The sequence below is a fragment of the Clostridium sp. ATCC 25772 genome (assembly GCF_001573875.1).
Lineage (GTDB): Bacteria > Bacillota > Clostridia > Clostridiales > Clostridiaceae > Clostridium_J > Clostridium_J senegalense.
Map to the genome: position 1 here is coordinate 36892 of NZ_LFRG01000017.1, position 16630 is coordinate 53521.

General features: G+C 29.2%; 10 protein-coding genes and 1 riboswitch. All 10 genes read left to right on the plus strand.

All coding sequences use genetic code 11. The annotated features are described in order from the left end of the window. Positions 1 to 324: 324 nt before the first annotated feature. The gene (locus tag AZI32_RS19045; protein ID WP_275934981.1) at positions 325 to 459 is read left to right on the plus strand and encodes a hypothetical protein; all 135 of its coding nucleotides are present in this window, start codon (positions 325 to 327) and stop codon (positions 457 to 459) included. A gap of 842 nt (positions 460 to 1301) precedes the next feature. Next, a complete protein-coding gene (locus tag AZI32_RS08600) occupies positions 1302 to 3572 on the plus strand; it encodes a cell wall-binding repeat-containing protein (protein ID WP_061995451.1) in 2271 nt (756 codons plus the stop codon). 861 nt (positions 3573 to 4433) lie between these two features. After that, positions 4434 to 4646 (plus strand): hypothetical protein, encoded by a 213-nt coding sequence (locus AZI32_RS08605; protein WP_061995452.1) that lies wholly within the window; start codon positions 4434 to 4436, stop codon positions 4644 to 4646. A gap of 119 nt (positions 4647 to 4765) precedes the next feature. Further along, complete coding sequence (locus AZI32_RS08610) at positions 4766 to 7735, plus strand: cell wall-binding repeat-containing protein (protein ID WP_157450870.1); 2970 nt, start codon at positions 4766 to 4768, stop codon at positions 7733 to 7735. 543 nt (positions 7736 to 8278) lie between these two features. Further along, positions 8279 to 9445 (plus strand): hypothetical protein, encoded by a 1167-nt coding sequence (locus tag AZI32_RS08615; RefSeq protein WP_061995454.1) that lies wholly within the window; start codon positions 8279 to 8281, stop codon positions 9443 to 9445. A 648-nt stretch (positions 9446 to 10093) separates the two neighbouring features. Then, a complete protein-coding gene (locus tag AZI32_RS08620; protein WP_061995455.1) occupies positions 10094 to 11581 on the plus strand; it encodes a cell wall-binding repeat-containing protein in 1488 nt (495 codons plus the stop codon). A gap of 527 nt (positions 11582 to 12108) precedes the next feature. Then, positions 12109 to 12286, plus strand: a riboswitch (Lysine riboswitch). Positions 12287 to 12461: 175 nt separating this feature from the next. After that, positions 12462 to 12842, plus strand: a complete 381-nt coding sequence (locus AZI32_RS08625; RefSeq protein ID WP_010293644.1) for a hotdog domain-containing protein — start codon at positions 12462 to 12464, stop codon at positions 12840 to 12842. A 288-nt stretch (positions 12843 to 13130) separates the two neighbouring features. Continuing rightward, complete coding sequence (locus AZI32_RS08630) at positions 13131 to 13961, plus strand: 3-keto-5-aminohexanoate cleavage protein (protein WP_061995456.1); 831 nt, start codon at positions 13131 to 13133, stop codon at positions 13959 to 13961. Between the two features lie 126 nt (positions 13962 to 14087). Continuing rightward, complete coding sequence (locus tag AZI32_RS08635) at positions 14088 to 15131, plus strand: hypothetical protein (RefSeq protein ID WP_061995457.1); 1044 nt, start codon at positions 14088 to 14090, stop codon at positions 15129 to 15131. A gap of 146 nt (positions 15132 to 15277) precedes the next feature. Further along, entirely contained in the window at positions 15278 to 16567 is a 1290-nt protein-coding gene (gene ablA, locus AZI32_RS08640) for a lysine 2,3-aminomutase (protein WP_061995458.1), read from the plus strand. The last annotated feature ends 63 nt before the right edge of the window (positions 16568 to 16630 follow it).

Below are 16630 nucleotides of genomic sequence, written 5' to 3' on the forward strand. Positions count from 1 at the left end.
AGAAATGTAAAGTTAGGAGAGCATCAGATGTTAACGAAGAAAATAAACTTACCGTGCCTGTCCCATTTGTGATGGAACCATACTTAGAAAAAGTTCTTATTTAGAAGTTTTACTTTACTATAGATAAATATCTTAATAGATTAAATTTTAAGGTCATCATATAGAACCAAGCGAAGGTTAATACCTAAATGTACAGCCGTAACAAGAAGGACAGGCGTACCAAAGTATATTTTCCATAAGTTATTTTTACAGTGAAATCGAAAGATTATCAATAAAATCTAAAGCAACCAAAGCCGGTCCTAAAATAGCAGCTTTGCTGCATAGATGTTCGGGACTGGCTTTGATTTAGTAGTTGAAAAATATAAAATTAGGAGAGCATCAAGTATTAGCGAAGAAAATAAATTTATCGTGCCTGTCCCATTTGTTATGGAGCCATACTTAGAAAAAGTTCTTATTTAGGAGGTTTACTTTACTATAGATAAATATCTTAATAGAGGAAATTTAAAATTTATTATATAGAATTAAGGGAAGGTTAATATCTAAGGGTACATCCGTAACAAGAAGGACAGGCGTACCAAAGTATATTTTCCATAAGTTATTTTTACAGTGAAATCGAAAGATTATCAATAAAATCTAAAGTAACCAAAGCCGGTCCTAAAATAGCAGCTTTGCTGCATAGATGTTCGGGACTGGCTTTGATTTAGTAGTTGAAAAATGTAAAGTTAGGAGAGTATCAGATGTTAGCAAAGAAAATTAATTTACCGTGCCTGTCCCATTTGTGATGGAGCCATACTTAGAAAAAGTTCTTATTTAGGAGGTTTACTTTACTATAGATAAATATCTTAATAGATTAAATTTTAAGGTCATCATATAGAACCAAGCGAAGGTTAATACCTAAATGTACAGCCGTAACAAGAAGGACAGGCGTACCTAAGTATATTTTCCATAAGTTATTTTCACAGTGAAATCGAAAGATTATCAATAAAACCTAAATTAATCTAAGCCGGTCCTTAAGATAGTTAAGCGTTAAGATTTAAAAATATGTTGAGAATTAATTACTTAGAAGTTTCACTAAATTCTTTAAATTACTATTTTATGTATTAATTTAAAATCTCATCTTTCGATAATTTAAGGAGAAGTTAAATTATAAAAATTATTATATGCTATTCTTGGATTTGATATGTTTTTATAGTAAACTAAAGGAAAATAAGTATGATATTATAATTTTTATAAGTTATTGTATTGATTTTGTTTATAAAGTAATTTTAAATATTTACATATTCTTTGAAAGGAGAAAATTTATGAGAAAAAGGTTAAAGCTTGCTGCCAACCTTTTGTTGATTTCAACTATTGTTTTAGGTTCTACATTAAGTTCTATAGAAGTTTTTGCAGCTAATAATGATTTAATGGGAATGAAAAAATTACATGGAAATGATAGATTCAGCACTGCTGTTGAAGTTAGCAAAGATGGTTGGGGATATAGTAATTATGTTATTATAGCTAATGGTTTTGGTTTTGCAGATGCATTATGTAGTGCACCGCTTTCTAAAACATTAGATGCACCGATACTTTTAACAGATAAAACATCTCTTCCTACTTCAACGAAAAGAGAAATTGAACGTTTAGATGCAAGAAGAGTATATATAGTTGGAGGAACTGGTGCAGTTAGTACTAATGTTGCAAACCAACTAAAAGATATGGGACTAGCTGTTAGTAGAATTAGCGGTAGTGACAGATATGAAACATCACTAAATGTTGCAAAGGAAATAAATAAAACTAACACTGTAAAAGATGTGGTAGTTGCATCTGGTGAACAGGTGTCTCAGGGGGTAGATGCATTATCTATTGCACCTATTGCTGGAGATGCTAAAATGCCAATAATATTAAGTCCTAAAAATTCTATGACATCATCATCTAGAACATGGTTAAATAGCAAACACGTACATGCAACTTATGTTATAGGTGGAACTACTGCACTTTCTAATAATGTGTTTAAACAAGTGCCAAATGGAAAAAGGTTAGAAGGTAGAAATAGGTATGAAACTAATTTAGAAATATTACAAGAGTTTAGTAACTATTTAGACTTTGATAGTGTTTATATGGCTAAAGGAGAAAAATCATCAGTAATTGATGCATTAACAGCAGGACCAATTTCTGCTAGAGAGGGAAATCCTCTAGTTTTAGTTAGTGATACTTTAGACTTAACACAAGAAAAGTTCTTATCAAAATATACACCAACACATCTTACTGCTATTGGTGGACAACTAAAAGATGAAACTATATACCAAGTAGGTAGAGTTTTAAATAGAGAAATAGCAACAGGTGTAAGTAAAGTTATTATAAATGATAAGAGAAGAATAACAGTTGAATTTAATGGAATTGTTAATGGTTATGAGGCTTCCAAAAAAAATAACTATACTATATGCGGAAGTATGGTTCAAGAAGCAACAATACAACCAGATTATAGAACTGTTGTTTTAAGATTAAAATACGATTTAGATAAGAGTGCTCTTTTAAACTTTGAAGGTGAAGCGGAAAATATATTAGGAATAAATATGAACTATATATTTAATAAAGGTAATACTAATATAGAAGATAATGTAACTGACGGAGATAAACCAAGAGTTTTATATGTACAACCTTTAGATACTATAGAAGAAGGCGGAAATAAACTTTTAGTTAAATTCTCTGAAAAAGTTATGGAGTCAGATGCAAGAAGATTTGAAAATTATAGAATTAAAAGAAGAGATGGAAGTTATTTAAGAGTAAACGACATTGTATTCAATAAGGAAACAGAAGACGAGGCAATTTTATATACAGAAAGCTTAGATTATGCAGGTAGATATTTAATAGAAATTGACGGAATTAAAGACCTTGCAGAAAATATAATGGAACCATATAGTAACTATATCGATATATTTGATACAGGTGCATTAAAGGTTATTGAATATAAAGTTAGAACTGGAGAATATTATAATTCTAAAAAAGTTGATATTATATTTAATAAAAAAGTAGATAAGATAATGTCAACGCAAACTAGAAATTATAGGCTGTTAGATGCTCAAGGAAAACCTATAAATGATGCTGTTACTCCACCTATTTTTGATGAATATTCTAGGGATAGAGTAACTGTAGATCTTATAAATCTAAAATATGATGGAGATTATACTTTAGAGGTTTCAGGAGTTACAGATTTATCAGGTAATACTATTGCAAGAACTAAACTTGAATTAAGAAATTTAATAGTTGAAAAACCAAAAGTAATAGATACTGATAATATATATGTAAGCAACGTAGGTAGTGATGGAAAATGTATAGTTAAATTTAACTTTAATCAAGAGTTGAATAAAGATGATGCTACAGATTCCAGAAATTATAAACTTGTTTATGATGGGTTTAGCAATGATCATAATATTGATGAAATTAAATATGACTATGGCAGTGGAAAATCAACAGTAACATTATATTTAAGTAATGTAACTGATGGTAATTATACTTTAACTGTTGATGGAATAAGAAATATTGAAAACTTTTCAATGAATATGCAACAAATTCATTTTAAGGTTAAATAATATAATATCTTAAATTTGAAAAATTGACTCAAAATAATATTTTATTTTGAGTCAATTTTTAAATTATATAAAAATATATTTTTCAATTATTTAGTAAAATAATCACCAAATATCGATGTAGTTTTAAAATAAGTTAAAAAATAGGAAACTTTATAATATGTAAAAAAATAAAAAATAAATTTTAAGATTTAATAATAAAGAAAAAAGTCATATAAAAAAATAAAAAGTCAAATAAAAAAATAAAAAAAATAAGATTACGCTACAAGTTTCGACAAATTAATATAATGACATATGATATAGTTAAATTGTAGTAAAAATATATATTATAACCGAATACAAATATTATACTAACGCAATAGGTAACTTTTCAGTTATGTGACTAAGAGTAATTTTTAGAAAACAGAAAGAAAAGCTTTACTAAATTAATCTCAAAGATAATTAATATCCTACTTAATGTTATTAAGTAGGATATTAATTTTAAGGAATATTAATTAAAACTGTAGAATCCAATATCTTAGTGTTGATAAAAAGCGTTAGATAGGATAAATAGTAAAGTAAATTAGTGGTACGTAAGCTCTATCTAAAAGTATTGCTTTTACCAATATATAGAGTTATAATCGATTTGTAAACGTTGTTATGAAAAAATTGTTTTTATATTATAAAGAAAAGCTTGTCATTTTGTTGGCAAGCTTTTGTAATAATAAATTTTAAGAATATGTAACATATATTCTTAAAATTTTATTTGATATTTTAACCTTAAAATTTAAAGAATTTAGTGAAAAGTTGAAATTTTTAATAAGTATAAATATATATTATTCTAATGCTGCATATAGAACAATTCATAAGGCAGGGGGGATTTTTGTGATATGTTTTAAATGTGGTACTAAAGTTAAAAGGGTTACAAGCTATTGCGATAAATGTGGTGCATTTATTGGATATAATGATAAAAAGTTAAAAGACAGATTTAAAGGGAAGATGAAAAGCTATAAATTAAAGGTTAGAGGATTGCCTATTCAAATGAAGGTAATGTTAGGTATAGAAATTATGGTTATTTGTATGTTTTTTATAGGATAAAAGATTAATTTAGTACATTTTTCTATTATAGCTTAATAAATTTATATATTTTACGATAAAAGTTATAATTAGAATTTTAAATTCTAATTATAACTAATTATGTTAGGAGGGGGAAAGTTTTGAAACGATGTTTTAAAATTTTGTCTTCATTTATTATAGGATTAAGTATAATAATGAGTTCAATACCTACTTTTGCTGCAGTAGATATTGGAACAGATGTGAAAAAAATATATGGCAAGGATAGATATGCTACGGCAGTGGAAGTTAGCAAAGAAGGTTGGAAAAATACTGATGTTGCTATAATAGCAAACGGGTTAGGATTTGCAGATGCTTTGTGTAGTACACCACTATCAAAAGCTGTAGACGGACCTATTTTACTTACAAGTCAAGAAAATTTACCTACTGATACAAAAGACGAGTTAAGAAGATTAGGAGCTAAAAGAGTTTATATAATAGGGGGAACCGGAGCAGTAAGCACTAAGGTAGAAAAAGAAATAAAAGGCATGGGTATAAAAGTATCTAGGTTAGGTGGAGCTAATAGATATGATACTTCACTTGAAGTGGCAAAAGAATTGAGTAAGTTTGTAAATATAAATAATATTATGGTTATATCAGGAGAGGAAAGCACTCAAGGTGCAGATGCACTTTCAGTTGCGCCATTGGCTGCATTAAACAATATGCCAATGCTACTTACATCTAAAAAAGAAATGCAGAGCAATATTAAAAGTTGGATAAATAGACAATATCCAGACAATACATATGTAATAGCTTCAAACAAAACTATAGATGATAAAACAGTTGCAGATTTACCAAGAATTGAAAGGATATATGGAAAAGATAGGTATGATACTAATTTAAAAGTTTTAGATAAATTTAATTTTTATTTAGAATATGATAATGTATATGTTGCTCAAGGAACGCCACCAGGAACAGTAGATGCACTAACTACAGGACCTTTAGCAGCTAAAAAATCATCACCGTTACTTTTAGTATCAAATAAAATATTATCATCTCAGAAAAGTTATTTAAAAGGTATAACAGCTAATGAAGTTGTAGGTGTTGGAGGAATGGTAGAAAACAATATTTTATTAGATTCTGCTCAAATATTTGATAATAGAATTGCTACAAAAGTTAAAAGTATGACTATACTAAATAGAAGAAATATAATATTGGAGTTTAATGGAATAGTGAAAGAATCTCCAGCTAATATAAAAGAAAACTATGAGATATTAGGAACTAATATAATAAAATCAGAATGTATAGATGGATATGATAAAGTTCAACTTACATTTAAATCTGATTTGACAGACAGTAAATTAAGTACATTAGAAGGTAAAATAAGTAATGTTGTAGGAAAAAACATTACAATAGGTTTTGATAGAAAAGATATACCAGTAAAAGATATGGTAACAGATAAAGTAAAACCTAAAATTTCTAATATAAGTGTTTTAGATTTTGCTGATGGAACAGGTGCAAATGGAGTTAAGAAAAAAATCACCATCAAGTTCAGTGAAGATATTAATGAAGAAGATGCAAGAAACATAAAAAATTATAAAATAACAGATAAAAATGGAGATGAACTTAGAATTGTAAAAATAGAGTTTGATAAAGCAGTACCTAGTGAAGTTAACATAATAACTCCAAGTGTTAATGATACATCTAATTATAAATTAGAAGTAAAGGGTATTAGAGATTTATCAAATAATATAATGGATCCATATTCTAAAACCATAAGTTTAAAAGATACGACAAAACCAAAGGTAATAAATTTTGAAATTACTAACACTTCTGCATCTAATATAGTATTTATAGATATAACATTTAGTAAGCAGATGGATGAAAAATCAGCTACAACTGTTAGTAATTATATAATTAAAGACTCAACAGGAAAAACTGATTCTAAAATGATTAAGGATATAGAGTTCAATCATCTTACAAAAGATAGTGTAAGACTAGTTATAGAAAATATTGCTTTAGATGGTACATGCAATATGACAATAAAGGGTATAAAAGATACTGTAGGAAATATTATGGAGCAATATGATACTAAGTTAGTACTTAATTTAAATAGACCTAATATTATACGACCAGTTCCATATGATAATCCAGATAAATCAGATGTAAATAAATTTGTTATAAGAGTTGAGTTTGATAGAACAATGAATAGTAAGGATGTTGAAAATATTAGAAATTACTCATTAATTTGTTCAGAAAATAATGCTTCAATTGGGATTGAAAGTGTAAAATATGATCCAAATACTAGAGTGGCAACAATTGTTACTAAAACAGTAACTGAAGAAGGGGATTATACTCTTACAATTAGAGGAGTTAAAGATTCAACAGGAGTAGAATTATTGACAGAAAAAGTATCATTGCATACTAATACAATTAAAAGACCAGAAGTTATAAAGGCTACATTAAATGAATCAAATACAAGATCTAAACAAATCACAGTAGATTTTAAAGAAAAAATGGATTCAGCAAGTGTTAGAGATACAAGAAATTATGTTTTAACTAAGCTTACAGATAATACTAGTGAAGCAGAAAGTGTAGGAATTGATTCAATTCAATACAAAGATTCCAATACAGGGTGTAGTGCTATATTAAAAACGAAGGATTTCAAAAGTAATGGAAAATATATCCTTGAAGTTAAAAATGTAAAAGATAAAACAGGTGTAGGTGTTAGTGAAACTGAATTTGAGATTGAAATAAAAGATATTAAACCACAAGTTTTAGAGGTTTCAGGAGTATTAGATGGTTATAAAATTTTAAAACTTAATTTTAGTGAAGCAATGGATAATACTGTAAAGGATAGTTCTCATTATATTTTAAAACACATAGATTCTGATGGTAATGAAACATATGTGAACATTAATGCAATAAATTTTGATGGAGAAAGAGAAGGTGGAATAGTTCTTTCATTAAAAGATGAATTGGAAGCAAATGGAATCTATGAATTAACTGTTGAGGGAATTTCATCTAAGAACTCATATGATGGAGCGCAGATTGAAATGGAAAGGTTTGATTTTAAATTTAGGAGAAAAGAAAACCCAGTTAATAATAAAGATGTAATAATACAAATAAAATAAAAGAAAACTGATTGGAAGCGTTGACTTCTAATCAGTTTTCTTTTATTTATGATTTTTTAAAAATAACATTGTGTTTTCTTTTACTTCATTAATATAATCGCTAAAAACTTCACCTTCTTTAGATGGATTAGATAGCATTTCTTGAGAAAGATATAAATAACAATCTTCACCTGTTTAGTTTTCGGAAAATTTAGATATATACCCACTATGATTAGATTTTATAGCCTTGTTTCATGACAAATATATTTCGAATCTTTGATTTCTTATTTCTTCTCATATGCCTAAATAGATATTATTTTTAATAAGTAGTGATTGAATTGTTAACTTCTGCAATTTTTAATGAAATATATCTTTTTTAAACAAGATTAAATTTAATATTTTATATATGTGAAGTTTTAGAATTAAACAGTTTAGCAAGTATTTATATTAAACTTATTGTAATTACCTATTATGTAACAAATTAAATAATATCGTCATAGTATATAGAGAAAACATTACAACTACTTGTAGTTTAATGGAGAACTATAGGAGGAGATATGTGTTATGAGTTTTAAATCACCTATTGATGTTAATAAGTTAGATTATAATACTAGAAAAAAACTAGAAGCTATAGTTAATTTTATTAATGAACAACAAGGAAATAATTATACTGAAACTACAGAAAATGAAATTATAGAAGATGAAACTATAGAAAATTACGATGTAGAAGAATCTTGTGCTTATAATAATTGTGGAAATGGCAATTATTATTGGAATGGCAATTGCAATAACAATAATAATGATTGTTGTAGACCTAATCATGATGATTGTCACCATCACCACGATCATTGCTGTCCATGTCCAGATAATTTAGTAGGACCAAGAGGACCGCAAGGAAATCCAGGACCAAGAGGCGCACAAGGCCCAATAGGACCGATGGGACCACAAGGACCACAAGGACCAAGAGGCGAAAGAGGTCCAAGAGGTTGTGCAGGACCAATGGGTCCAATGGGACCAAGAGGCGAAAGAGGCGAAAGAGGAGAAAGAGGAGCAACAGGGGCAACAGGGGCAAGAGGTCCAATAGGCCCACAAGGTGAAAGAGGAGAAAGAGGAGCAACAGGTCCAATGGGACCACAAGGACCAAGAGGAGCAACAGGCCCAATGGGACCACAAGGACCAAGAGGAGAAACAGGAGCAACAGGAGCAACAGGTCCAATGGGACCACAAGGTCCAAGAGGTGAAAGAGGCGAAAGAGGAGCAACAGGAGCAACAGGCCCAATGGGACCACAAGGACCACAAGGCCCTCCGGGAACAATTCCAGGTGGTGTTGGAGTAACATTAGCTTTTTCAGGAGAGGAAACTTGTCAAACAGTAAGACCAAATAATCCAATAATGTTTAATACATTATTAGCATTAACTGGTCATGAAGATATACAAGTTCCAACAAATAGAATACCATTAGATACTCCTGGATTTTACTATGCAAGCTGGAATGTAACTAATCAAGGACAATGTCCATCAGCAGTAGCATTAGTATTAAATGGAGAAATAGTTGGTTCAAGTGCAGGAAATTTAGGTGGAGAGTCAACTTGTGGAAGTGCAATATTTGAAGTAAGAGAATGTGGAGAATTAGAACTTGTTAATATAGGTTGTTCTCCATTAGTAATTGGAAGTTGCCAATGTAATGTACCATTTGGTTGTACTTTAACAGTATTTAAAATATTAGAATAATAAATTAGGGTAACCTTTGTAGGTTACCTTTTTTTGTACAAAGTAGTTAGGAACGAAGTGAGTAGTAATAACCACAACTGTTAATTATTCACTGTTAACTTTTAACTAAAAATATATAATATTTTTAAAGTATGCAGCTGTAACAAGAAGGACAGGTTCACTTAGTTGTATCACCATAAAAAACTCTAGTACTTAATAAAAAGGCTAAATAAAATAAATTACCGAGCAAAGAACCAGTACTTGAGCTGCAAGGCTAGGTACTGGTTCTTTACTTGTCTTATTATGGGAATACAGCAATTGTGGAATCTACAATTTAAACGAAGAAAGTAGCCACAAATGAACCTGTCCCTCTTGTGATGGAGGTAGAACTTGGAGGAATTGATTACTTATGTTTTGTTAACAGAACTAAATTTTAAAAATAGGTTGAGAATTACTAAGAGCATAGCGAATAGTAATAACTATAAATTATTAACTCTTAACTCTTAACTGAAAAGCCTTGAGCTATGAAATAAATGTAGAGAAATAGATTATTACATAAAAGACTTTAGATAATTTGCGAAAAATGGTAAAATCTAATATAGAAGATAGTTATTGTTATTTTTAAATTAAAAAAAAAGTAAAATTAAAATAAAAGTAAGGAGTATGAAAATGATAAAGAGAAGTAAATTTTTATCCATTATTCTAATAGGAATTATGGCTACAGTTTCGGTAATGCCTGTAAATGTTAAAGCTTTTGATTTATTTGGTAAAAGTAAAAGTGTACAACCTGTAATTTGTGAAAGAATACCTAATATTCCAAACTGTGATAGATATGATACTGCTGTAGGTATATCTCAAAAAGGATGGGCAAAGGGAAGTAATACAGTAATTTTAGTTACTGGAAATGGTTTTGCAGATGCACTTTCAGCAACTCCTCTTGCAGGAAAGTATGATGCACCAATTTTACTAACTCAATCTAATGAAGTTCCACAGTGTGTTTTAAATGAAATCAGTAGATTAGACCCTAATGAAATAATTATAGTTGGTGGAACTGCTGTTATAGATATTAATGTTGAAAATTGTTTAAATAAGTTTGGTAGAAAAATTAGAAGGATACAAGGACTTAATAGGTATGAAACTTCTGTAAGTATAGCAAAAGAAATTGGAGTGCAAAATGGTATAACAGTTTCTGATGGTATGGGTTTTGCAGATGCACTTTCAATAGCACCTATAGCGTCTAATTTACAAATGCCAATAATCTTAACACCTAAGGATTCTGTTGCATCAGAAGTGAAAAACTTTATATCAGAAAATAGTATTTCAAAAAGCTATGTAATTGGAGGAACATCAGCAGTTTCTGAAAATGTAGCAAATGAGTTTAAAAATGTAGAAAGAATTTCAGGTGCAAACAGATTTGAAACAAATGCTAATATATTTAAAAAATTTATTAGTGACATAAGTTTTGATACTGCTTATGTTGCAACTGGTATGAATTATCCTGACGCATTAGCAGGTAGTGCATTAGCGGGAAAAACTAATTCACCATTAATATTAACAAATGGAAGTGTTATAGAAAATGATAATTTTGAATATATAAGAGGTCAAATGTCAAAAGAAATATACATATTAGGTGGACCAACTGTAATAAATGATTCTGTAATGGATACGTTAAAAAAAGAAATGGGATATGGTGAAATAAAGCATGTTATAGATAAGGATATTGAAGTAAAGCATAAGTCACAAGCTAAATTACCTACAACGGTGACAGCATTACTTACGGACGGAAGAGAAAAAGAAATTTTTGCTGAATGGGATGTAAGATCAATTGATACATCAAAAATAGGAACAAAATCTTATACTGGAGTAGCTATGGGTAAAGAAGTTACTTTAACTGTTAAAGTAGTTCCAGTAATAGAAAAACTAGATGACATGAGTGCAGTAATAGAAAAAGGTGATAATTTTACATTCCCTACAACAGTTAAAGCTACAATGAGTGATAATACTACAAAAGAATTTAATATTGTTTGGAATAGCACTGCTTTAGATAGCAATAAAGTTGGTACTTATAAATTTATAGGTACAATAGATGGTGAAGATAAAAAAGTAAATTTAACTGTTACAGTAAAAGATATATTTAGGGTTTTAGATATTAAATAAATAAAAACAATTAGAAATAGGAAATGAGACAGGGTTAAAATTAATTTTAACCCTGTCTCGCTTTTGGTATAAAGTTTAAAATTTTAACATTAACTTATAATTTTATGAAATGATAATCTTAAATGAAAAATTATTTCCCTATAAAATTAACAATTAAAATTATTATTAAAACTAAAGGGATTGTATCTGATATCGAGTATTGTAGGAGGCACAATAATTTTAAGTAAAAAATTAAGTAATATGTAAAAAACAAGATATTATAATAGAAAAATGGTAGGATTTAAAACTTTAGAGTGATAAAATATTTAAAAAAAATTAAAATGATACTAAACTAAAAGCTGTTTAATTTCAAATATATAAAAAAATATATAAAAAATTAATCGAAAAATACTTAACTTAACTTAAAATTGTCGAAACAAAAATAAATTTTCTGAAAATAATATTGATTTTTAAAACAATGAATATTATAATATATATAGACGGTGAATTTACCGTTTGAATTTATTCTATAGCCAAACTAAATATTGTACATAAATAGAGGAGCAAATAATAGGCTAACAATTATGTGATAAAGTGAAGAACCACTGATAATAATTGTGAAGGGTTTATTTGCCGAAAGATTAAAATTGTTCTTAAATTTAATCTTGGGTGTAGAAAGGATATTTCTGCAACTGTCATAAGATTTTATGGTGCGCTATTTGTGTGATGAATTATGTTAAATTTCATTGCATCAATGGGTATTATATAATCTTTTGAAATTAAAAGAATATGTTATATAATGCTCTGATAAGTGCTGAAATTTTCAGTGCTTTTTTATTTTGTATAAAGTTATTTTATACAAAACATTGTATTTCAATTATTATATGGGGGTGGATTACATATGAAATCTATTATTAGAATGAGAATGAGTGCTCATGACGCACATTACGGTGGAAACTTAGTTGACGGTGCTCGTATGTTACAATTATTTGGAGACGTAGCAACAGAGTTATTAATCATTAATGATGGTGATGAAGGATTATTTAAAGCTTATGATAGCGTAGAATTTTTAGCACCAGTTTATGCAGGGGATTATATAGAAGCTGTAGGCGAAATCGTTAAAGTAGGAAATAGTTCAAGAAAAATGGTTTTTGAAGCTAGAAAAGTTATAGTTCCAAGACCAGATATAAATGATTCAGCTTGTGACGTATTAGAAGAACCAATAGTTGTTTGTAAAGCTAGCGGAACTTGTGTAGTACCAAAAGATAAAAAAAGAAAATAGGAAAATAAGAAATAGAATGAAAGTTTTATATAAAAAGATTTAGTAAATTGTTTAATATATTAATATTTCAATAAGAACGTTTAAAAGGGTTAAAAATATCAATAGATTATGGAAAAAACCTTTATTACAGGGAAGTTCTAAAGACTATCTGAATAAAGTAAAATTTTAAACAGACTATGATAACGTTTAGTTATAAAAAACTTGTTAAAAAAATAACAATAATTTATTTGTATGTGTATACAGACGCCAAATTAAATTATTAATGTGTTTTGAAAAGAGGGGAAAAATATGGATAAGTTAATTATTACAGCTGCTATATGTGGAGCAGAAGTAACAAAGGAAAATAATCCAAATGTTCCTTACACTGTTGAAGAAATAGGGGAAGAAGCTTATAAAGCATATAAAGCAGGTGCAAGTGTAATTCACTTACACGTTAGAGAAGATGACGGTAAACCAACTCAATGTAAAGAGAGATTTAAAGCTTGCATTGATGAAATAAGAAAAAGATGTAAAGATGTAATAATTCAACCTTCAACAGGTGGAGCGGTTGGAATGTCTAATGCAGAAAGACTTCAACCAGTTGAATTGAAACCAGAAATGGCAACACTTGATTGTGGTACTTGTAATTTCGGTGGAGATGAAATTTTTGTTAATACAGAAAATACAATAAAAGAATTTGGAGAAAAAATGATCGCTTTTAATGTAAAACCTGAAATAGAGGTTTTTGATAAAGGTATGATCGATATGGCAATAAGATTAGAAAAAAAAGGTTATATTAAAAAACCTATGCACTTTAACTTTGTAATGGGTGTAAATGGTGGTATAAGCGCAGACATGAGAGATTTCTTATTCATGAAGGACAGTATACCGTCAGGAAGTACTTACACAGTTTCAGGAATAGGTAGAAATGAATTTACATTAGCTGCAATGTCAATACTTGCTGGAGGACATGTAAGAGTTGGATTTGAAGATAATGTATATATATCAAAAGGTGTGCCTGCAGAATCTAATGCTCAATTAGTTGAAAAAGTAGCTAGAATAGCAAAAGAACTAGGCAGAGAAATAGCAACACCAGCTGAAGCTAGAGAACTGTTAAACCTTAAACCGCTAAGTGAGTAAGGTAAAAATTAGGGTTAGGTTAAATTTAATATAGTTATTTTGGGGAATTTAATTATATAGAGAAATATTATAAAAAACGGATAGAAAAAACGTAGTTAAAAAACGTGATTTTGAAAGGGGATAATTATGAATAAAGGTTGCAAATACGGAACACATAGAGTTATAGAACCAAAAGGTGTATTACCACAACCAGCATTAAAAATAAGCAATGATATGAACATCTACGATAACGAAATATTAATAGATGTACAAGCTTTAAATATTGATTCTGCTAGTTTTACACAAATAGAAGAAGAAGCAGGACATGATATTGAAAAAATAAAAGCTAAAATATTAGAAATAGTTGCTGAAAGAGGAAAAATGCAAAATCCAGTAACTGGATCAGGCGGAATGTTAATAGGAACTATAGAAAAAATAGGAAAAGAATTAGATGGAAAAATAGATTTAAAAGTTGGAGATAAGATAGCAACACTAGTATCTTTATCATTAACTCCATTAAAAATAGAAGAAATAATAGACATTAAACCAGAAATAGATAGAGTTCAAATAAAAGGAAAAGCTGTATTATTTGAAAGTGGAATATATGCAAAACTTCCAGAAGATATGGAAGAAACATTAGCATTAGCTGCACTAGATGTAGCTGGAGCACCAGCACAAGTTGCAAAACTTGTTAAACCATGTGAATCAGTAGTAATACTAGGTGGAGCTGGTAAATCAGGAATGCTTTGCTGTTATGAAGCAGTTAAAAGAGTTGGACCAACAGGAAAAGTTATTGCATTAGTTAGAGATGAAAATGAAGCTGCAAGACTTAAAAAATTAGATTTTGGACCAACATTAGAAATAGTTATAGGAGACGCAACTAAACCAGTTGAAGTTATGGAAAAAGCTTTAGCTCATAATGATGGAAAAGAAGTTGATGTTTCATTTAACTGTGTAAATGTACAAAATACAGAAATGTCAACAATATTACCTGTTAGAGATGGAGGAACAGTTTACTTCTTCTCAATGGCAACAGGATTTGCAAAAGCAGCTTTAGGAGCTGAAGGTGTAGGTAAAGACGTAACTATGATGGTTGGTAACGGCTATACTATAGGACATGCAGAAATAACTCTTCAAGAAATAAGAGAAAATGAGAACTTAAGAAAAATGTTCACAGAACTATACGCTTAATTAAATAATTGAAGATTTATTTTAATAATATAGGGAAATTTTTGGTTTCAATTATAAAATAATAAAAACATTGTAAAAACAGGGTTGTCAAAATAATATTTTTTAAAAGCATAGAAAAAATATTTTAATAATGGGGGAAAATAATCATGGTAAATAGAAGATATGAATTATTTAAAGATGTTACTGACGAGCAATGGAATGACTGGAGATGGCAAGTTAAAAACAGAATAGAAACAGTTGAAGAATTAAAAAAATACATACCTTTAACTGCAGAAGAAGAAGAAGGAGCTAGACAATGCTTAAAAACTTTAAGAATGGCTATAACTCCTTACTATCTATCATTAATTGATCCTAGTGATCCACATGATCCAATAAGAAAACAAGCTATACCAACAGCTTTAGAACTTAATAAATCTTGTGCAGATCTTGAAGATCCATTACATGAAGATACAGACTCACCAGTTCCTGGACTTACTCATAGATATCCAGACAGAGTTTTATTATTAATAACTGATATGTGCTCAATGTATTGCAGACACTGTACAAGAAGAAGATTTGCAGGACAAAGCGATGATGCTATGCCAATGGCAAGAATTGATAAAGCAATAGAATATATCAGAAATACACCTCAAGTTAGAGACGTATTATTATCTGGTGGAGATTGTTTATTAGTTGATGATAAAACTTTAGAGTATATCATAAGTAAATTAAGAGAAATTCCACATGTAGAAATAGTAAGATTAGGTTCAAGAACACCTGTAGTTCTTCCACAAAGAATTACTCCAGAGCTTGTTTCTATGCTTAAAAAATACCATCCAGTATGGTTAAATACACACTTTAACCATCCAAATGAAATAACTGAGGATTCAGCAAGAGCTTGTGCTATGCTTGCAGATGCAGGAGTGCCACTAGGAAACCAAAGTGTTTTACTAAGAGGTGTTAATGACTGTGCTCATGTTATGAAAAAACTAGTTAATGAGTTAGTAAAAATAAGAGTTAGACCATACTACATTTATCAATGTGACTTATCAATGGGATTAGAACACTTTAGAACACCAGTTTCTAAAGGAATAGAAATAATGGAAGCTTTAAGAGGACATACTTCTGGATACTGTGTTCCAACATTTGTTGTTGACGCTCCAGGTGGTGGTGGAAAAACACCAGTTATGCCAAACTACGTTATTTCTCAAAGTCCAGAAAAAGTTATATTAAGAAACTTTGAAGGTGTTATAACTACTTATACTCAACCTTCAGATTATACATCTGATTGTCACTGCGAATCTTGCAGAGGCGAAAAACAAACTCATAAGGTTGGAGTTGCTGGATTATTAAATGGAGAAGCAATGGCTATGGAACCAGTAGGTCTTGAAAGAAATAAAAGACATGCTGGAAGCGAATGTAGCTGTGGTGAAGTTGCTTCATGTAAAACAAACTAATATTAAAGTTAATTAAAAGAGGAGAGAGAGTATTCTCTCTTTTCTCTAAAATTTAACTTAATT